This window comes from Providencia sp. NPDC089933, assembly GCF_049545585.1.
GTDB classification, from domain to species: Bacteria; Pseudomonadota; Gammaproteobacteria; order Enterobacterales; family Enterobacteriaceae; genus Providencia; species Providencia huashanensis.
In genome coordinates, this window is the sequence record NZ_JBMWDT010000006.1 from 218,088 (window position 1) to 238,900 (window position 20,813).

The window sequence follows — 20,813 nt, forward strand, 5'->3', positions numbered from 1 at the left end:
AGAAAAGCCAAAAAACCTCGCTTTGTTGTCTTCATCCACGAACCCCTCGTCACGTAGTATCTACGCTCTAGGGATTTGCTCTCTTGCCGCCTAGCTGCAACACGAACTATGTAAGGGAAATTAAGTTAACGAAGAAAAACTAAAAAACCTCGTTTTGTTGTCTTCATCCATGAACCCCTAGTCACGTAGTTATCTACGCTCTAGGGATTTCTCTCTTGCCACCTAGCTGTAACATGAACTATTTAGGGTATGGCAGAGGGGGGATTAATCAAACGATCAAATAAATTTAGCGTTAAAAATCGGGTTGGCAGGTAAAATGCATTGGTGTGCCATATTCAGGATGAGTGATATATAACTCCTGAGCATGTAACTGTAAGCGTGGTGCTAGGGATTTTGCCTCATCGTGAGCATAGAAGCGATCACCAAGGATAGGGTGCCCTAAAGCCAACATATGTACCCGTAATTGATGGGAGCGGCCTGTAATTGGTGAAAGCTTAACGCGAGTTTCTTGCTCTTCATATTGCAAAACTTGGTATTGCGTTTGAGCTGATTTCCCCGTTTCAAAACACACCTTTTGCTTAGGGCGGTTTGGCCAATCACAAATTAGTGGTAAATCAATTAAGCCTTCTTCTTTTTCTAAATGGCCCCATACTCGAGCAATATAGACTTTTTTCGGCTCCCGTTCCCTAAATTGGCGTTTAAGCTCCCGTTCTGCGGCTTTATGCAGGGCAACAACCATTACGCCACTCGTCGCCATATCCAGACGGTGGACAGATTCTGCCGTAGGAAAATCACGCTGAATACGACTCATAATGCTGTCATGGTGCTCTGGCGCTTTTCCCGGCACAGAGAGTAGCCCGCTTGGCTTATTCACCACAATAATGTGGTCATCTTGGTATAACACAAATAGCCAAGGTTCAATGGCGGGATGATAGGGTTCCATCATAAAATATGTAGCTCCCAAAGCTCTTAAAAAATTCTCCCTCAGATGAGGGAGAAGTCAGTCATGATTTTAAATTAGGTTAGCTATAATTCAAACCGTTAATAATAATCGATATGAATGGGCTGCCGTGTATACATCTTACTGATGCGTCACCACAACTAAGCGAATAGCATCTAAACGCCATGTTGCTTGGTCAATATTAGTGATCAGTTGTTGGCGCTCTTCCTCGATAATATCCAGTTCTTCATCACGAATATTAGGGTTAACCGCTTTAAGGGCTTCTAAACGAGAAAACTCCAACGTTAGTGCTTTGTCGGCGGCTTCTTTAGCGCTCTCTATCAAGGCTTTGGCTTCTGTTTCCACCATAGGTTCAGATAAACGCAGTACAGAATGCACTTCATTTTGCACCGCATTGACCAATTTGCTCGCCATATGGCGGTTAATCGCATTTAATTGACGGTTAAAACTTTCAAACTCAACTTGAGACGATAAGTTATTGCCTTTTAGGTCAATTAATAAACGCACAGGCGTAGCGGGTAAGAAACGGCTAATTTGCAGGTGCTTAGGCGCTTGAGCTTCCACAACGTAAATTAACTCTGTCAGCAAAGTACCTACGGGGAGAGCTTTATTTTTTAATAAAGAAACCGCGCAGCTACCTGTATCGCTGGATAACACTAAATCCAAGCCGTTACGGATAATTGGGTGCTCCCAACTGATAAATTGCGTATCTTCGCGTGAAAGTGCCTGTTCCCTATCAAAAGTAATGGTACAGCCATCTTGAGGTAGGCCAGGGAAATCAGGGACTAACATATGGTCAGAAGGCGTCAGAATAATTAAGTTATCACTCTTATCTTCTTGGTTAATTCCAACGATATCAAATAAGTTTAGTGAGAAATTGACTAATTCAGTGTCATTATCACCTTCACCAATTTCTTGAGCCAATTGGTTACCAGACTCCCCGCCGTTAGAATGCATTTCCAGTAAACGGTCGCGCCCTTGTTCCAATTGTAATTTTAAGCTGTCATGTTCTTCACGACAGGTTTTGATAAACTCATCGAAACCGTCGGTTACCGTTGGGTCGGCCATAAATTGTAATAATGGCTGATAGTACTTATCGTAAATTGCTCGACCCGTTGGGCAGGTATGCTCAAAGGCATCTAAACCCTCGTGATACCAGCGCAGTAGAACGGATTGTGCCGTATTTTCTAAATACGGGACGTTGATGGTGATATCACGGTTTTGGCCAATCCTATCTAAGCGGCCGATACGCTGTTCTAATAGGTCCGGGTTGAAGGGTAAATCAAACATCACTAATTGGTTTGCAAATTGGAAATTGCGGCCTTCAGAACCAATTTCAGAGCAGAGTAACACTTGTGCGCCTTCTTCTTCGGAAGCAAAGTAAGCTGCCGCACGGTCGCGCTCTAATAGTGATAACCCTTCATGGAATACGGCTGCACGGATACCTTCGCGTTCGCGTAAGACTTGTTCTAATTGAAGTGCGGTTGCAGCTTTCGCGCAGATTACTAATACTTTTTCATGGCGGTTAGCGGTTAAAAAGCCCATCAACCATTCAACGCGTGGATCGAAGTTCCACCAAGTTGCATTTTCACCTTCAAATTCTTGGTAGATTTGCTCTGGATAAAGCATTTCTTTGGCGCGTGTTTCGGTGTCTTTTTTTGCTCCCATAATACCTGCAACTTTAATCGCTGTTTGGTATTGGGTTGGCAATGGCATTTTTAAAGAATGCAATTCGCGGCGAGGAAAGCCTTTTACTCCGTTACGCGTATTGCGAAATAGCAGCCGGCTAGTCCCATGACGGTCCATTAACATGTTAATTAGCTCTTGGCGCGCAGCCGTACCATCTTCACTCTCAACATTTGCTGCTTTTAATAGCGGTTCGATGTCTTGTTCTTTAATTAATTCATTGAGCAAGTTTTGCTGGTCGTTTGTCAGTTTTTCACCAGAGAGCAGTAATGAAACGGCATCGGCAACAGGGCGATAATTTTCTTGTTCTGCAATAAATTCTTGATAGTCATGGAAACGGCTAGGGTCCAGCAAACGTAAACGCGCAAAGTGGCTTTCTTGGCCTAGTTGTTCAGGTGTGGCGGTAAGTAGCAGAATAGAAGGAACATTTTCAGCTAATGTTTCAATAACCTGATATTCACGACTAGGGGCTGATTCACTCCACTGTAAGTGGTGTGCTTCATCAACAACCATCATATCCCAGCCAGCTTCAACGAGTTGGTCAAAGCGTTGCTTACTGCGACGCACGAAATCGAGTGAACAAAGCACCAGTTGTTCAGTTTCAAATGGGTTATCACTATCGTGTTGTGCTTCGCTATAACGGCTATCATCAAATAAAGAAAAACGTAGGTTAAAGCGGCGTAGCATTTCGACTAACCATTGGTGCTGTAAGCTATCTGGTACAATAATTAATACACGCTCAGCACGCCCAGCGATTAATTGCTGGTGGATAATCATCCCTGCTTCGATGGTTTTTCCTAAGCCAACTTCATCGGCTAATAACACACGAGGGTGGTGGCGTTTACCCACTTCATTTGCGATATGTAATTGGTGTGGGATCAAACTGGCTCGAATGCCACGTAACCCTGTCGCTTGGTGCTTAACTTGCTCACTTTGGAATTTACGCGCACGATAACGCAAGGCAAAGCGATCCATACGGTCAATTTGGCCAGCGAATAAGCGGTCTTGCGGTTTATTAAACGTGAGCTTACTGTCAAGAAACACTTCCCTAAGACTTACATCTTTTTCTTGTGTATCTAAGCGAGTGCCGATGTAAGTTAATAATCCCTTGTCTTCTTCAATGCTTTCAACTTGAAGCTGCCAGCCTTCATGGCTAGTTATGGTATCACCTTCATTAAACATTACTCGGGTAATAGGGGCATCGCTGCGTGAGTAGAGGCGGTTTTCTCCACTTGCAGGGAAAAGTAACGTGACCATACGGGCATCAATCGCCACAACGGCACCTAATCCAAGTTCGCTTTCTGTATCGCTGATCCAGCGTTGACCAAGAGTAAATGGCATAGATTTAATTTAATTCCATAAAATTGAGAGTTTATTTTTAGATTTTTTAAGACAATTTTTATCGGTATCTTCGCTCATTATTGGTATAACCCGTTATGAGTCACACAAGGAAGAGTTCGAGTTATTTTTAAAAAAAGTCAGTACCTGATGATTAATTATACACATTTAATAATTCAAATTGCAGCAATGTGAGTGAATAGACCCATATCGTTAAGTGGAAAGGCTGTTGTGGGTTTATCACAAGGCATACCATTTGAATTATAACGAGTATCGTTGATTATCGCGCATTATTTGTGCAGTCAGATGTGCGATACATCAAAGGGGCGATATATTAATTCAACCAGAGCTTATCGTCACCTGTTAAAAAAACACCAAAGCGATATTAAATTTTAAAACAAAAGTGTAATTTGCCCAGTGAGTAAGGCATCAAAGTCATCTTGTAAGAAGGGGAGAATGGCATCAGCTATTGGCTTAATTTGTTTCAAAATATAGTGTTCGTAATCTGGCTTTGCAGTGATTTTTTCGAGGGGTTCTGGCCCTGCTTGGGTAATGATATAGCTGATCCAGCCACCATTTTGGTACTGTAAAGGGCGTTGCAATTTTAAATTATAGTCATCCGCAGCGCGGGCTGCTCGAACATGGGGGGGCACATTTTTTTGGTAATCGGTTAGTTTGCGCCGTAGGCGTTTACGGTAAATTAACCGCTCGTCATACTTCCCTGTTCGAATGTTTTTTATATATTCGCGAATATACTCATGGTATGGCTGACGATGGAAAATGAGGGTGTACAGCTCTTTTTGGAATATCTGGGCTAATGGCGTCCAGTCAGAGCGGATAGTTTCCAGCCCCCTAAATACCATAGTGTCTTTACTCAACCCCGCATAGCGTTTTTTACTGCCCATTTCCGCACCACGTACAGTTGGCATTAAGAATCGGCGATAGTGGGTTTCATATTCCAGTTCTAAAACACCATTTAATTGCAACTCATCCCTTAAATGGTTTTTCCACCAGTTATTCACGTAATCACGTAAGGCAAACCCTATTTTTTGCGCTTGTTCTTCATTGTGAGCCTCACGTAGCCAGACAAATGTGGAGTCGGTATCACCATAAATAACTTGATAACCTTGGGACTCAATCAGGCGTTTTGTGGTACGCATAATTTCATGCCCACGCATGGTAATCGACGCTGTTAGCCTTGGGTCGAAGAAACGGCAACCTTCTGCGCCCAATACCCCAGCAAAGGCATTCATAATAATTTTAAGCGCTTGAGATAACGGAGCGTTATGTTCTTGTTTGGCTTTATCGCGTTCTTGCCAAATATGGCTAACAATATCAGGCAAACAATGTGTTTTACGGGAAAACCATGCTTGGCGGAAACCCGGAACCGAATGTTGTGGGTCTGGGTGTGCTAACCCTTCGATCATCCCTGCGGGGTCAATTAAAAAAGTCCTAATAATTGAAGGGTATAGGCTTTTAAAATCCAAAACTAATACGGAGTCATATAACCCAGGTTGAGAATCCATGACAAAGCCCCCAGGGTTTAGCTGGGATTTTTGTTCCATCAAATTTGGAGCAACAAAACCAAGGCGGTGTAAACGTGGAATATACAGGTGAGAGAATGCAGCCACTGAACCGCCCATTTTATCCACGGCAAGGCCTGTTACAGTTGAGCGTTCTTGCAAGAATGCCATTAAATCTGTTTTTGCAAAGATGCGATGCACTAAAATGCAGTCTTGAATATTGTAGTGAGCCAAAGCGGGTTTATCATGGGCGAAGCGGCGGTTAATTTCATCCATTCTGTCGTATGGAGTATCAATCGCTTTACCTTCACCAAGCAATTCTTGGGCAACAAATTCTAAGCTAAATGACGAAAAGCTCCAAGTGGCTGCTTTTAAGGCATCAATGCCATCAATAATTAACCGGCCTTCAGCGGAAGCGAAAAATACCCCTTGTTTAAAACCATGTTCCCGCCATTCGAGTTTTTTACCTTGCCGGCCAAGTAATAGTGGAATGCCATAACGCTCAGCATGTTTTTGTAAAACTTGTAGGTCGAATTGGATTAAGTTCCAACCGATGATGGCATCAGGGTCGTATTGTTTCAGCCATTCATTAAGTTTCTCAATTAATTGAGGCCGGCTATTCACATAGACTAGGCGGTGATCCCCCCCTCGCGCTGGCCCTTGAACTGGGCCTAACATAAACACGACGTTGTCATTGCACCCTGATAAGCCGATTGAATATAGCTCACCATGTTGGCTCGTTTCTATATCAAGAGATACTGCTTTGATAGCGGGACGATAACCTTCACAGGGTTTAAGTTGATACTCACCTTGTTGAGTCTGAGAAAACCAGACTGGCGCAGTAATAAAGCGCTCCATTAAGTAGCGTTCACAAGGGCGAATGTCTGTTTCTAATAATTCGACTCCTAATTTACTGCAATTTTTGCTGAGATTTTGTAATTGGCGGTATTGATGACAATAAATGGCATACACTTTTTCCCGTTGAAAATCGGCCAATTCAACCCGCCGATAGGTGACATTAGGTTGGCTATCTAGCAAAGGCTTTACAATAGAAAGTTTAGATTCGGGTAAAAAACCAATCGCTTTTTGATAAGGAATAGTAATTTTTTGAGGGCGTGTGTCGGTAAGCAACCAATAAGTGACCTCGACACCTTGACGGGTGTCTCGCCAGTGGCGGCTAAGAATAAAGCCTTTTTCTGCGGAGGTCATAAGTTGAGACATTTAGCTACTCGCGTGACAAAATATCCTATAAATATACGCGAATAGTGTGAATTTATACAGTATTAATTGTGAGTTCGTGTCGAGATGTTAAGTAAGGTTGAGGCAGGACTTTTACCCTGCAATAACTGTTGAGTCGTACCATCGTAGGCAATCACACCATCAGCAATGACCAATGAGCGTGGTGCTATTTGTAGCGCATCATCAATATTATGTGAAACCATTAATAAGGTGATTGATTTTTCTTCACAAACTGATTTAAGCAACAAGAGCATTTCACTGCGTAGGGCAGGGTCTAAAGCAGAAAAGGGCTCATCAAGCAGTAAGATTGGTTGATTGCGGATAAGGCAACGGGCAAGGGCAGCACGCTGACGCTGCCCTCCGGAAAGCTGTGCTGGTAATCTATCTAAACAATCGCGCAGGCTAACATGATCCGCCATCAGCTCTACTTGTTGCATTTGTGCTTGAGTAAGCCGCAAGCTAGGGTGTAGCCCCAAACCAATATTTTGCCTAACGGTTAAATGTGCAAATAAATTATTTTCTTGAAATAACATGGAAACAGGGCGTTTTGCAGGGGGGGTAAAGGTATGGTTTTCGCCATTTAATTCAATAGCCCCAGTTTTTGCAAATTGAAACCCACTGATTAAACTTAATAACGTACTTTTCCCTGCACCACTGGGCCCCATAATAGCGACGCATTCCCCTGATTTTACTGAAAAATCAAATAGCATAGTTAGGTTATCGTATTGGTAGTTCAGTTGGGTCAGTTTAATCATAATGTTTTCCTGAAATGCGTTCTAGCAAGCTAAATAAGCAAAAACAGAGCAATAATAGTAACATCGCAGTGACTGCACCATCATTTGTTCGATAAGCACCAATTTGTTGATACAGGTAATAAGGCAGGGTAAGGAAGTTTTCATTACCAAATAAGGCGACAACACCGAAATCACCGATGGAAATAACACAAGCGAATGCGAGAGCTTGTGCAATAGGTTTGCGTAATGCTTTTAATTCAATGATTTTAAAGCGGTTGATGCCTGAAATACCCAATGACTGGCATAAAGGATTATAACGTTCTGCCATATCCCGCATAGGGTTTTCGAGAACCTTTAATGCGTAAGGAATAGCGAGTAAGGCATTTGTCATAATAACTAAAGGGTAGGGTGTTTCTGGTAACCCAATCGTTTCATTGAAAAAAATGAAGAAGCCTGTTGCTAATACGATCCCTGGCATAGCCAGAATAATTAGCCCACTCAGTTCGATAGCTTGACCAAGGCGTAAGGCTTGACGTAAACGCAATTCACGGCTGCTCCATAGCAGCATTAAGGTCAATATAACGCAAACAAAGCCGGCACATAGTGCGATGAATAAGGAAGTGCTGGTGGCTTGCCAAAGCGCTGATTGTTGTAAAACAGACCAAAGTTGCCCATTTAAGCCATCTAAAATAACGGCTAAAAGCGGGGGGAGTAGCAATAACATGGCCGCAATGATAAACAATGCATCACGAATACGGCGAAACCAATTATCTGTTGGGTCAACCCATTGAGCTTGTTGACTAAAACCAACTGAAAATAAACCATTAATTTTTTGGCAAATAAACATCAGGCCGACACAGAAAAAAAGCTGGATAAGCGCTAAAATAGCAGCTCTTCCTAAGTCAAAATCGTAGTTGAGTGCTTGGTAAATCGCGAGTTCAATGGTTGTGGCAGCGGGGCCACCGCCGAGGGCAAGAACTGTAGCAAAACTGGCAAAGCACAACATAAAAATTAAGGCTGCAGTAGGCAGAATTTGCCGACGCAAATAAGGCCATTCTAAAATCGTAAATTGCTGCCATTCATTAAACCTAAGTTGTGCAGCAATTTGCCGCTGCTCAATAGCTATATTTTCTAATGATTGTAATAGCATACGAGTAGCTAGGGGCATATTAAAGAATATGTGAGCCAACAGGATGCCTTTTAAGCCATAAGGGGAGAATTGGTAGTTGATACCAAATAATTGGGCTAATTTTCCTAACCAACCAGTTTGCCCATAGACCGATAAAATACCAAATACTGCAACTAAAACTGGTAATACTAAAGTCATCGCACACAAACGTAGGAATAAAGTTCTTCCTACAAAGCGGCGGCGATAAAGGGCTCTAGCCAAAAAAATAGCAGGGGTCACCGAAAGAACGGCAGATAAAAAAGCCTGCCAGAAGGTGAAGCCAATCACATGCCATAAATAGCTATCGCTAATAATTTCATTAATCGATACTTCAGGCGCGAAAAACCAAAGTGCACCAAGACTAAGAAGTGCAACAGTGATTAATAAGCCGGAGGCGAGTGCCCCCGGCAGTAAGGACCGATTCATTAACGACTGACGGCGGCTTGCCATAAACGAGTCCATGTCTGACGTTGTTTGGCAACTTCTTGTGAACTAAATTGCAGCGCCTTATTAGGGAGTGGTAATTGGTTATACACTTCAGGTAATGGGGTATCAATAACCGGATACATCCAGTTTGTGGTTGGTAATGTATCTTGGAATTCAGGTGTTAAAATAAACTGTAAGAATTGCTTAGCTAGTTCAGGTTGAGGGCTGTTTTTAAGCCTTGCTGCCACCTCAACTTGCATATAGTGGCCTTCGCTAAATAATGCCGCTGCATAATTGTCTTTTTTATCATTTAGCATTTGATAACCGGGAGATGAAGTATAACTTAGGACAAAGTCACCTTCCCCTTTTAAAAACAAACCGTAAGCTTCACTCCAGCCTTTAGTGACCGTTAACGTTTTAGCCGCCATTTTTTGCCATGCATCGGCAGATTTATCACCATATAATTTTTCTATCCATAGCATTAACCCAAGCCCTGGCGTACTGGTGCGTGGGTCTTGGTAAATAATTTTCCAATTATTATCGCTAGTTAGCAGATCATCCATACTGGTTGGTGGTTGTTTTATTTTATTTGTGTCGTATATGAATGCGAAATAGCCATAATCATAAGGAATAAAGGTTGAGCTATCCCATTCAATAGGCAGTTTTAAGGCGTTGGTATTGATGTCAGCGGGTGCGAATAAACCTGTTTTTTCCGCAGAATCTAACAAGTTGTTATCTAAGCCTAAAATGACGTCAGCTTTACTTTTTTTGCCTTCCATTCTTAGGCGATTGAGTAAAGCAACACCATCACCCAATGCGACTATTTTTAAATCACAGTCACACTGTGCTTCAAAATTCTTCTTAATCTGTGGGCCCGGCCCCCACTGCGCAGCAAAGGAATCATAGGTATAGACAGTGAGTATGGGTTTTTCGGCCCAAGCGAGTTGGCTAAAACTAAGTGCACTAAGCGTAAAAACTGATGCTATAATTTTGTTTTTTAACATGCTTTTTCCTGCGCTAAAAAAATAGTGACACAGGATTTGAGGGGAAACCGATGCATATCGGTAGCTCAAATCCCTACGCCGGTATTAACCGGATCAGGTTCTACGGGTTATTTCTCAGCCTAAACATATTTGGCACCCCGTTGAGACGTTCACTATTGTAGAGACTTCAGACATATCTGCAAACTGTATTGATATAGGTTTACCAGTTTGGGTATGTGTGAAACAATTAGGCATCTTTCAAATTTGGTTATTGAGGTAGTCTGTGATTGATGATGATGGCTACCGCCCGAATGTAGGAATTGTAATTTGTAATCGGCAAGGGCAAGTTCTATGGGCCCGCCGCTATGGTCAGCATTCCTGGCAGTTTCCTCAAGGAGGCATCAATCCAGGGGAATCGCCAGAACAGGCGATGTATCGTGAGTTATACGAAGAAGTCGGGCTACAGCGTAAAGATGTCAGGTTATTGGCATCTACCCGTAATTGGTTACGTTACAAATTACCCAAGCGTTTGGTGCGTTGGGATACAAAACCTGTTTGTATCGGGCAGAAACAGCGTTGGTTTTTACTTCAACTTCAATGCAATGATGCAGATATAAACGTGCAGCGCAGTAAATCGCCAGAATTTGATGGCTGGCGATGGGTCAGTTATTGGTATCCTGTCAGGCAGGTAGTTTCTTTCAAGCGGGAAGTTTATCGCCGTGTGATGAAAGAGTTTGCGCCAGTTGTTATGCCTCTACAGGAACAAAAATTACCGCAACGGCCTGTTTTTAATAATCGTAGGCGTGGGGCAAAGTAGCCGATGTTGATGCGTTTACGTGACATTGTCGAAAAAGTTGCTATGGCAACTAGTTTGGCAGATGCACTAGAAATATTGGTGAATGAAACTTGCAAAGCGATGCGGACGGATGTTTGTTCAATTTACTTAGCTGATCACCCTCGCCAATGTTATTACTTAATGGCAACCCGCGGGTTAAAAAAACCTAGCGGGATTGCTATACGCCTTGGTTTTGATGAAGGCGTGGTTGGCGCTGTCGGGCGTCAATCTGAAATGCTCAATTTGGCTGATATCCGCGAGCACCCCCAATATAAATTCCTTCCTCAACTCAAAGAAGAACAGCTCAAAGCTTTTTTAGGTGTACCTGTGGTCTATCGGCGTCAGCTATTAGGCGTTCTTGTCGTGCAACAGAGAGAGAAAAGGCTATTTAACGAAACTGAAGAATCTTTCATGGTGACGTTGTCGATGCAACTCGCGGTGATCCTATCGCAAGCTCAAACAAAAGGTGTTTTTGGGCAATATCGACAAAATAGAATTAAAGCCATACCCGTCTCACAGGGGATTTCAATGGCTTATGGTTGGCAAGATAACTCTCAGCCATCTTTTGAAAGTATCAGTCAAGCTAGTGCTATTGATATTGAAGGGGAAAAACAGCGCCTTATTACTGCCTTAGAAAGTGCAACTGCGGAATGCCGTCGTATTAGTAAACGTTTTATGGCTAGCTCTGCAAAAGAAAGCGCTGCAATATTTGATCTTTATAATCACTTGTTAAGTGATCCTCAACTTAAAAAACATCTCTTTGCAGCTATTGAAGATAAAGCAACCGCAGAATGGGCCGTAAAAACAGTCATTGAAAATTATGTCGAGCAATTTTCTCGCTTACGTGATCTGTACTTAAGAGAGCGAGGCGCAGACCTGAAAGCGTTAGGCCAGCGTTTATTATTCCACCTTGATGACTCATTAACACTGAACGAACAGTGGCCAGAACGTTTTATTTTAGTTGCGGATGAACTCAGTGCTAGCGTACTTGCTGAATTACCGATTGAGCAACTAATGGGTGTAATAGTGCGTGATGGGGCAACACACTCACACTCTGCTATTTTGATCCGCGCAATGGGGATACCTGCGATTATGGGGGCAGATATTGAGCCTTCGTTATTGCACAATCGCCATTTAATTTTAGATGGTTATCGTGGTGAAGTCTTCATTGAGCCGGAAAACCTGATTATTCAGGAATATCAGCAAATCATTGAGGAAGAAAATGTTATTAGCCGATTGGCGGAAGGCACCCTTGAGCAAGATGCAACACTGAAAGATGGTGAACAGGTCTGTATTTATCTCAATGCAGGTTTAAGCCCCCGTTATGAGCAACAAATTAATACTGGTGTTGATGGTATTGGCTTATATCGTACTGAACTTCCTTTTATGCTACATAATGGGTTTCCTTCAGAAGATGAACAAAAACAGCTGTATAAGGAAGTACTACAACTGTTTCCCTCAAAGCCTGTGGTATTAAGAACTTTGGATATTGGTGCAGATAAACAGTTACCTTATATGCCAATTAGTGAAGAGAACCCGAGCTTAGGTTGGCGAGGGATCCGGATCATGCTAGACCAGCCAGAAATATTTTTGATCCAATTAAGGGCGATGCTGCGAGCTAACGCGCTTTCAGGCAATTTGCGTATTTTATTGCCGATGGTAACCAGTATAAATGAAATTGATGAAGCTATTGTCTTGATCAAAAGAGCAAAAGAAGAAGTGAGCCTGTTGCTAGGAACACCTATCAATATGCCGCAAATAGGGGTAATGCTGGAAGTTCCCTCCCTATTATTTTTACTACCAGAAATAAAAAAGCGGGTTGATTTTATTTCGATTGGTACCAATGACTTTACACAATATTTACTTGCTGTTGACCGCAACAACACACATGTGGCGGCACTATATGATAATCTTCATCCCGCGGTTGTGCGTTTTTTAGCGAAAGTGAGTGAAGAATGTCAACGTATTCAGCTGCCTGTAAGTGTTTGCGGTGAAATGGCGGGGCAGCCACTTAGTGCCATGATATTGATTGCGTTGGGGTATCGTTCTTTAAGTATGAGCGGGCGTAGCGTTCCTCGTATGAAATACTTAATCCGTCAGCTAGACCCAGCCTTGATGTCTGAGCTAGTGCCAAAACTATTGGCCGCAGAAACCTGTGATAGCATCAGACAGGAGGCAAGTGAGTTTATGGAGAAACATCGTTTAGGTGGCTTTGTACGTGGTGGAATTTAATTCAGTCATCATGTCTGGACTAACGTCAATGATGAGTGTCTCTCTGCTATTGGCGCTTATGAAGCCAAGGGAGCGCTATTTTAATTAAGTGTTTAAATTAGGTGGGAGCAAATAATTTTGAGTATAAATTACTATACTTTTTATTGTATGCTTTCGTGTGCTTCGAATAAATTGAAGTCTATTGAATATTTTATAGCCGATGACTGATTGGCTTAATTATTAAAAGTGGGGAACGATGAGTAACAGCTACTTAGCATTTCCGGAAATTGATCCTGTTATGTTCTCAATTGGGCCAGTATCGCTGCACTGGTATGGTTTTATGTACCTTGTGGGTTTTGTTTTTGCACTATGGTTGGCTGGGCGACGTGCCGCAAAGCCTAATAGTGGATGGACAAAAAATGAGGTTGAAAATTTACTCTATGTTGGGTTCGTAGGTGTATTCGTCGGTGGCCGACTTGGTTACGTTTTCTTTTATAATCTTCCTGTTTTTCTTGATGATCCCCTTTATCTGTTTAAAGTTTGGGATGGCGGGATGTCATTCCATGGCGGTTTAATTGGTGTAATATGCGCCATGATGTGGTTTGCCCACCGTACACGCCGCCGTTTTTTACAAGTTTCAGACTTTGTTGCTCCATTGATCCCATTTGGTTTAGGTATGGGCCGTATAGGTAACTTTATTAATGGGGAGCTATGGGGACGAGTGACACTGGATACGCCATGGGCATTTTTATTCCCTCATTCGCGCAGTGAAGATATTCAACTTGCAGCCCAAGACCCGTCATTATTACCTATTCTTGAACAGTATGGTGTGCTACCAAGGCACCCGTCTCAGCTCTATGAGATGTTCTTAGAAGGTATTGTCCTATTCCTTATTCTTAATTTATTTGTTCGTAAACCTCGCCCAATGGGGAGTGTTTCCGGGCTATTTTTAATTGGTTATGGTGCATTTAGGATCATAGTTGAGTTCTTTAGGCAACCAGATGCCCAATTAGGGTTATTTAGTGGGATCAGTATGGGGCAAATTCTATCAGTCCCAATGATTATTGTTGGTATTTTGATGATTGTATGGGCTTATAAATATGGTAAAAACATCCCAGCACACAAGCCATTAAAAGAGCCTAAAAATAGTTAATTAACCCGATTGTAAGGGCTAGCTGTACACCTTAAAACGACTCTTTTATTAAAGGAAAAGGGTAGGGTGCTAGCTAGCCACTTAAGTTATTTTGAATAAGAGAGTGACTATGAAGCCGTATCTTGAGTTATGCCAACGTATTATTGATAAAGGACAGTGGGTTGAAAACGAGCGGACAGGTGTTCGCTGCTTAACGGTTATCAATGCTGACCTTGAATACGATGTTGGCAATAACCAGTTTCCTTTGATTACGACTCGTAAAAGCTTTTATAAGGCTGCAATTGCTGAGCTCCTTGGGTATCTACGCGGTTATGATAATGCAGCTCAATTCCGCGAAATTGGTTGCAATACTTGGAATGCTAATGCCAATGAAAACCAAGCATGGTTAAATAACCCCCATCGTAAAGGGGAAGATGACATGGGGCGAGTATATGGTGTTCAAGGTCGCTCATGGCAACGTCCCGATGGTACGTATTTAGACCAACTGAAAAAAGTCGTTAATAATTTAAAAAATGGCATTGATGACCGCGCGGAAATCATCACTTTTTATAACCCCGGCGAATTTGAAATGGGTTGCCTGCGTCCTTGTATGCACACTCATACGTTTTCACTGTTAGGTGACACCCTTTATTTGACATCCTATCAACGTAGTTGTGATGTTCCGCTTGGTCTTAATTTTAATCAAGTTCAATGCTTTGTTTTACTTGCATTAATGGCTCGTATTACTGGTCATAAAGCAGGTAAGGCTTACCATAAAATTGTAAACGCACATATTTACGAAAATCAGTTGCCTTTAATGCGAGATGTTCAGCTAAAACGTGAACCTTTTGCGTCTCCTTCATTGGTTATTAACCCTCAAATTAAGTCATTGGATGATATTGAAACTTGGGTAACCACAAATGATTTTACTTTGGAAGGGTACCAATGCCATGAAGCAATTAAATACCCTTTCACTGTGTAATAAATAAATTGTTTGATAGCTAAGGTGGCCTGAAAGTAAAAGTCACCTTAGTGTTTTTATTCGTGCATACCACATTTCCCTCCTTTGGTTGTTTCTATCCTTTCGTTGAATCCAATCTTGTCTGGCTATCAAAATTTTTTCTTGTGTTTATTTCTACATGACTACTTTTTTGCGAAAAGCTTCGCAAACATGGCTAAACATTGTGTGAATTCCATATGAGGTTGCGAAGCTCTACGCAAGATGGATCAACCTAACTCGCTATATAGTTTTTTTTCGCCAATATCCACTTTGTGTATAAAACATGGAAGAAAAGGCGATGAAACAGAAGCAAAGTCATACCCAACATGGGTTCACTTTAATTGAAATCCTCTCAGTGTTATTTATTTGTTCTTTAACAACTTTATCTGGTATGCATCAGTGGAAACAGCATCTAGAAAAGCAACGGTTAATTGATGCTGCAAGGCAACTATCTGAGTTTATTTATAGTCATATGATGGAAGGTGTTTACTTAAATAGGCATCAGTTGTTATCAATCAAGATTGGTAAGGAGGGCTGGGGGATATCTGTAAAGGATGCGAATACCCGCCAAGAAATAGGGAAAATAACAGCGGATAAGTATCAAGGAATTGAACTTATTAGGGCTAGTCGTCACTCAGTCGATTTATATGGCAAGCAAGGTACAAGCCGCGCGTTTAGCTTCGAATTAAGAAATAAAGATACTGATATTTCTATTTATATTTCGGCCTTAGGGCGGATTAGGGCTTGCAGTAAGAAAAATATTGTTGGGTTACCCAAATGTTAAACAGGGCTAGCATTGATGGAAATAAAACACCAGATAAAAACCAAGGTGGTTTTACATTAATTGAAATGTTAATAGCAATAGTAATAAGTAGCTTTGTATGTGTTGCTGCTATGAATAGTATCCCCGCCATTTTTAAGCAAACCTATCGCGCTTATTTCCAATATCAACTTGATAGAGAAGTTAGGCAGGTCTTGCTGAATATGGAAAAAGACTTCAGGCGTATTGGTTACTGTAGCAGTGCTCATTGTACTGGTGAGCCAATAAAAATTAGTGCTAAGTTCCTGAGTAAAATTAATAACTCGTGCATAATTTTTGCTTATGACCAAGACCTGTCTGGGCAGTGGGAAAATATTAAATCAAAAAAGACAGAGACTGATTATTTTAGCTATCGTTTTAATGGTGAGAAATTAGAATCTAACCGAAACGTTAGAAACTGTGATGGAACTCGTTGGCAATCATTGTTCGACCCTAATGTTGTTAAGGTCAAACGGCTATCGTTCAATTTGTTGAAAAACAAGCGAATATTAGAAGTGTTTTTAGCAGTAGAAACTCGGTTGTTACCTAATCAAGTATTTAATTACCAGTTTGCTGTATTTCTTAGGAATCTATAATGGGGCTAATAAAGCAGCAAAATGGGAGTGTCGCTTTAGTGATGGTGGTTGTGCTAATGACCATGGGGTTGATACTCATTAAATCACTGCATTTTTACCAAGAGCGAGCTTTCGAAGAATGGCGCAAAGAAGTTCGGTATTTTAGCGGGTTTAATCGAGCAGAATCGGCACTTGCTTGGGGGGCTACACTATTGTGGGATATCCATTCACGTAACTATAAAACTTGGTTTTGCCAGCAAAATACAAACCGGAAATGGAAAAGTTGCCTAAAACATTACAAAGGTTCAAATTTTATTTTATCGGGGCAAAGTGATTATCAGTTTGGTTTAGAAATAAAAGTTTATCGTTGGGTTATATTGGATGTTAATAAGCAGCAAGTTATACCGCGTTCGAAGGGCTGGTTAGACTATTGCCCTGTGACAAAAAAAGGGTTTTGCCAGTGAAAATAGAACAGCAAGGCTTTGCATTAATACAATCAATCATTGCAACCGCAGTTTTTGCTATCTTATTAATAGCTTTGCTAAACTATACGCAATATATCGTATTGAATTTTAATCAATTGTATAAAGATTCAACGGCGGTAAGGGTCTTGCATAGTCGATTAGAAAAGCAGGGGGCAGTCGGTGATGAAACCTATTCTGAGGAAATCTCTTCCATTGGGGCGGTTTTACGTTACCCTGAATGGAAAATAGAGCAAACTCTTACGCACCCTGTTAAATATTGTACAGAGTCGATGGCTTCACTACTAATTTCAAGGCAGCGATTTTCGTTAAGCCGCTGGTACTGCTCAATAGGAGAGCATCATGTTTCAGGTTTATCATTCTAATCAATTAGATTTATTAAAAGAGTTAATTGCTCATTTAATGAAAAATGAACCACTTCCTCACCCTTTTGAGCAAGAAATTATTTTGGTGCAAAGCCCTGGTATGTCTCAGTGGCTACAAATCGAGTTAGCAAAGCAATTTGGCATTGCTGCAAATATTAATTATCCATTGCCAGCAACATTTATTTGGGACATGTTTAGGCGGGTACTCCCTGATATTCCTAAAGAAAGTGCATATACGAAACAAGCAATGACATGGAAATTGATGACAATATTGCCAACCGTGATTGATGAAGAAGAGTTTGAACCTTTAAGGCATTATCTTCAGCAAGATACAGACAAACGCAAGCTGCATCAGCTTGCAGGGAGAATTGCTGATTTATTTGACCAGTATTTAGTTTATCGTCCTCAATGGATTGAAAAATGGCAGCAAAATGAAGAGATTGAAGGGTTAAGCTCGAATCAATTATGGCAAAAGCGCTTGTGGCAATGCCTTGTTGATTATTCAAACGAATTAAAACAACCGCCTTGGCACAGGGCAAATTTATACCAAAGCTTCATTAATAAGCTGTTAGAAGTGCCTGATTTAGGAAAAATGCTACCAAAACGTATTTTTATTTGTGGCATTTCATCACTTCCACCTACGTATTTGCAGGCTCTTAATGCTATTGCAGAACATACGGACGTTCATTTAATGTTTAATAACCCCTGCCGCTATTATTGGGGGGATATTCAAAGTGCATCATTTTTAGCTAAGTTACAACAGCGTAAGCTACGTCATTATCTTGATAAACATGAAATTTCTCGGTTTAAGGCCGAAGAACATAGCCCGACCTTATTTAATGAAAATGGTGAGCAAAATATTGCTAACCCATTGTTAGCATCGTGGGGGAAACTTGGTAGAGACAATTTATATTTTATTGCCCAACTTGATAACGCCAATGAAATTTCTGCGTATGTAGATACAAAGCGTGCAAATTTATTAGAAAATATACAGCAAGATATCTTAGATCTGGAAAATCATGCACAGCTAGGAACGACATTAGAAAGTTATGAAACGAGTTCAGGCAAACGTCCAATAAGTGAGCTGGATGAATCTATAACATTTCATTCGTGCCATAGTGCGCAGCGGGAAGTTGAAGTATTACAAGACCGGTTATTAGCACTTTTTGAGCAAGACCCGACATTAACTCCGCGTGATATTATTGTGATGGTTGCGGATATCGATAGCTACGCACCTTATATTCAGGCTGTTTTTGGTAATACGGCATCTTCTCGCTATATTCCATTTTCAATTTCAGATAGAAAAGCACTACAAGCTCACCCAATCTTACAAGCATTTATTACGCTACTCGATTTACCTCAAAGCCGTTTTTCGACGGAACAGGTGCTTTCTTTGCTTGAAGTCTCCTCTTTTTCCCGCCGATTTGGGATCGATGAAAGCGAGTTAAGTTTATTGCGTCGATGGGTTAATGAATCGGGGATCCGCTGGGGGCTTGATGATGATAATGTACGCTCTTTTGCTCTCCCTGTTATTGGCCAGAATACTTGGGAATTTGGCTTAAGCAGGATGTTGCTTGGTTATGCAATGGATAGCCGAAATGGTCCTTGGAATGGTATTTTACCATATGATGAATGTAGTGGGTTAGCCGCGCAACTTGCTGGCAAACTCGCATTATTAATAAATACATTAAGGGAATGGCGAACCTTATTAGAGCAAGAACGTTCACTGAGTGAATGGAAGGAGCTTTGTCAGCCATTACTGGATAGCTGTTTTATGGTTGATAGCGAAACTGAGTTGGTATTAACGTTATTAACAGAACAATGGCATCAAATTATTGATAATGCGATAACATCAGGATACGACAAGCTCATTCCACTTCGTTTAATCCGTGATGAACTCTCAGTGCGTTTTGATGACGAGAAGATAAGCCAGCGTTTTTTAGCAGGTTCGGTTAACTTTTGTACTTTGATGCCAATGCGCTCAGTCCCATTTAAAGTTGTTTGCTTATTAGGCATGAATGATGGTGCTTATCCTAGAAATATTCCACCGCTAGGCTTTGATTTAATGGCTGAAAAATCAGTCCGAGGGGATAGAAAACGGAGGGACGATGACCGTTATCTATTTTTAGAGGCATTGAACTCAGCAGCTAAACAACTCTATATTAGTTATATAGGGCTATCTATTCGTGATAATCAACCTTGTAATCCATCAGTATTAGTGACGGAATTGCTTGATTATATTTGCCAAAGTTTTTGTTTGGTAGGCGATGAGTCGCTTACCATCGATGAAAGTGCTAAGCGTTTAAATCAAAGGTTAGTTATTCAACATAATAGAGTACCATTCGCAAAAGAAAATTTCCTCCCTAAAACACCTTACCAAAGCTTTGCTAGTGAGTGGTTACTCGCAGCAAAAACAGCCAATAGAGTTGATGAACCATTTTGCTCTGTACTTGAAACTCGAGAACCTATTACGGATATTTCTCTCGAACAATTATTACGATTTTATCGTCACCCAATTCGGGCGTTTTTCCAACAACGGTTAAAAGTGCATTTTTCAATTGAAGAAACAGAGTTGCCAGAAGAAGAGCCATTTACCCTTGGTCGGTTACAACGTTATAAAATTAATGATCAAATTTTAGATTTGCTTGTCAAAGATGAAAGCCCAGATCCATTTTATTTCGCTTTGAAAGCTTCAGGTCAGTTACCGGCTAAGCAATTTGGCCAGCTTTTTTGGGAGCAGCAGTTAACTGAGATTTTACCATTAGCTGAAAAGGTTAAAGAATATGACAGGCAACTTTTTGACTACCCTATTGATTTTGAAATAAATAGGGTAAAAATTACTGGGGTACTTAAAAATGTTCACGAGGCAGGTTTATTACGCTATCGACCAGCTTACTTAACCGCTAATGATGGCGTCCAGTTATGGATTGAGCATTTATTATTTAACTCGCAAATTGGTGAAGGGGACAGCCTATCACTAGGTAGGGATAATAGTATTTGGCAATTTTCATCTATTAGCAAAGAAGATGCTTTGGGGTATCTACAAGACTTAATAACAGGGTACTGTGAGGGTTTTGATTCGCCCCTCATCCTTCTAAATCAAAGTGGTTGGAATTGGATAACGGCTTGTTTTGATAAAAAGACAAAGCAGTATGATTTTTCAAATGAAGAAACACAACAAAAAGCACTGTCGGCTTTGCTTCAAAGTTTGCAAGGAAGCCAAATGAAAAAAGGTGAGATGGAAGATGATTATGTGTTGCGAGCATGCAGAAATATTGATAGCGCTATGATCCAATCGCTTTTATTAAACACTCAGCGGTTCTTATTGCCGATGACAAAATACTTGAAATAACGGG

The 20,813-nt window shown here is 41.1% G+C and carries 15 protein-coding genes and 1 riboswitch; of the genes, 9 read left to right on the top strand and 6 right to left on the bottom strand.

What is annotated here, in order from left to right; genetic code table 11:
* Window positions 1–292 precede the first annotated feature (292 nt).
* The 6 genes from rluA to thiB all read right to left on the bottom strand — a co-directional run bounded on the left by rluA (window position 293) and on the right by thiB (window position 10,079).
* Window positions 293–946 carry a bifunctional tRNA pseudouridine(32) synthase/23S rRNA pseudouridine(746) synthase RluA gene (rluA, locus tag ACPEH5_RS10975; protein WP_281110779.1) on the bottom strand — a complete coding sequence of 218 codons (654 nt, stop codon included), beginning with the start codon at window positions 944–946 and terminating at the stop codon, window positions 293–295.
* A 135-nt stretch (window positions 947–1,081) separates the two neighbouring features.
* The gene (rapA, locus tag ACPEH5_RS10980) at window positions 1,082–3,988 is read right to left on the bottom strand and encodes an RNA polymerase-associated protein RapA (RefSeq protein WP_042846001.1); all 2,907 of its coding nucleotides are present in this window, start codon (window positions 3,986–3,988) and stop codon (window positions 1,082–1,084) included.
* 389 nt (window positions 3,989–4,377) lie between these two features.
* The gene (locus ACPEH5_RS10985; RefSeq protein WP_206226763.1) at window positions 4,378–6,729 is read right to left on the bottom strand and encodes a DNA polymerase II; all 2,352 of its coding nucleotides are present in this window, start codon (window positions 6,727–6,729) and stop codon (window positions 4,378–4,380) included.
* A gap of 62 nt (window positions 6,730–6,791) precedes the next feature.
* Window positions 6,792–7,502 carry a thiamine ABC transporter ATP-binding protein ThiQ gene (thiQ, locus tag ACPEH5_RS10990; protein WP_042845998.1) on the bottom strand — a complete coding sequence of 237 codons (711 nt, stop codon included), beginning with the start codon at window positions 7,500–7,502 and terminating at the stop codon, window positions 6,792–6,794.
* A complete protein-coding gene (thiP, locus tag ACPEH5_RS10995) occupies window positions 7,495–9,099 on the bottom strand; it encodes a thiamine/thiamine pyrophosphate ABC transporter permease ThiP (RefSeq protein WP_166696544.1) in 1,605 nt (534 codons plus the stop codon). Before thiP ends, thiQ begins: the two co-directional genes overlap by 8 nt.
* Window positions 9,075–10,079 (bottom strand): thiamine ABC transporter substrate binding subunit, encoded by a 1,005-nt coding sequence (gene thiB / locus ACPEH5_RS11000; RefSeq protein WP_166696545.1) that lies wholly within the window; start codon window positions 10,077–10,079, stop codon window positions 9,075–9,077. Before thiB ends, thiP begins: the two co-directional genes overlap by 25 nt.
* A gap of 52 nt (window positions 10,080–10,131) precedes the next feature.
* Window positions 10,132–10,229, bottom strand: a riboswitch (TPP riboswitch).
* 112 nt (window positions 10,230–10,341) lie between these two features.
* Here thiB and rppH point away from each other — a divergent pair.
* The 9 genes from rppH (at window position 10,342) to recC (ending at window position 20,809) form a co-directional block, all read left to right on the top strand.
* Window positions 10,342–10,875 carry an RNA pyrophosphohydrolase gene (rppH, locus tag ACPEH5_RS11005; RefSeq protein ID WP_042845994.1) on the top strand — a complete coding sequence of 178 codons (534 nt, stop codon included), beginning with the start codon at window positions 10,342–10,344 and terminating at the stop codon, window positions 10,873–10,875.
* A gap of 3 nt (window positions 10,876–10,878) precedes the next feature.
* Complete coding sequence (gene ptsP, locus ACPEH5_RS11010; RefSeq protein WP_048606297.1) at window positions 10,879–13,125, top strand: phosphoenolpyruvate--protein phosphotransferase; 2,247 nt, start codon at window positions 10,879–10,881, stop codon at window positions 13,123–13,125.
* Window positions 13,126–13,360: 235 nt separating this feature from the next.
* On the top strand, window positions 13,361–14,257 hold the full coding sequence (lgt, locus tag ACPEH5_RS11015; protein WP_042845990.1) for a prolipoprotein diacylglyceryl transferase: 897 nt from the start codon (window positions 13,361–13,363) through the stop codon (window positions 14,255–14,257).
* A 109-nt stretch (window positions 14,258–14,366) separates the two neighbouring features.
* Window positions 14,367–15,218, top strand: a complete 852-nt coding sequence (locus tag ACPEH5_RS11020; RefSeq protein WP_042845989.1) for a thymidylate synthase — start codon at window positions 14,367–14,369, stop codon at window positions 15,216–15,218.
* A gap of 316 nt (window positions 15,219–15,534) precedes the next feature.
* The gene (locus ACPEH5_RS11025) at window positions 15,535–16,020 is read left to right on the top strand and encodes a prepilin-type N-terminal cleavage/methylation domain-containing protein (protein ID WP_225833046.1); all 486 of its coding nucleotides are present in this window, start codon (window positions 15,535–15,537) and stop codon (window positions 16,018–16,020) included.
* Window positions 16,014–16,631 carry a prepilin peptidase-dependent protein gene (locus tag ACPEH5_RS11030; protein WP_048606299.1) on the top strand — a complete coding sequence of 206 codons (618 nt, stop codon included), beginning with the start codon at window positions 16,014–16,016 and terminating at the stop codon, window positions 16,629–16,631. Before ACPEH5_RS11025 ends, ACPEH5_RS11030 begins: the two co-directional genes overlap by 7 nt.
* Window positions 16,631–17,074, top strand: coding sequence for a DUF2509 family protein (locus ACPEH5_RS11035; protein WP_129466384.1), 444 nt, complete (start codon window positions 16,631–16,633; stop codon window positions 17,072–17,074). The genes ACPEH5_RS11030 and ACPEH5_RS11035 overlap by 1 nt, the downstream gene beginning before the upstream one ends.
* Complete coding sequence (locus tag ACPEH5_RS11040; RefSeq protein WP_129466383.1) at window positions 17,071–17,457, top strand: type IV pilus modification PilV family protein; 387 nt, start codon at window positions 17,071–17,073, stop codon at window positions 17,455–17,457. Before ACPEH5_RS11035 ends, ACPEH5_RS11040 begins: the two co-directional genes overlap by 4 nt.
* Window positions 17,435–20,809 carry an exodeoxyribonuclease V subunit gamma gene (gene recC / locus ACPEH5_RS11045; protein ID WP_166687067.1) on the top strand — a complete coding sequence of 1,125 codons (3,375 nt, stop codon included), beginning with the start codon at window positions 17,435–17,437 and terminating at the stop codon, window positions 20,807–20,809. Before ACPEH5_RS11040 ends, recC begins: the two co-directional genes overlap by 23 nt.
* The last annotated feature ends 4 nt before the right edge of the window (window positions 20,810–20,813 follow it).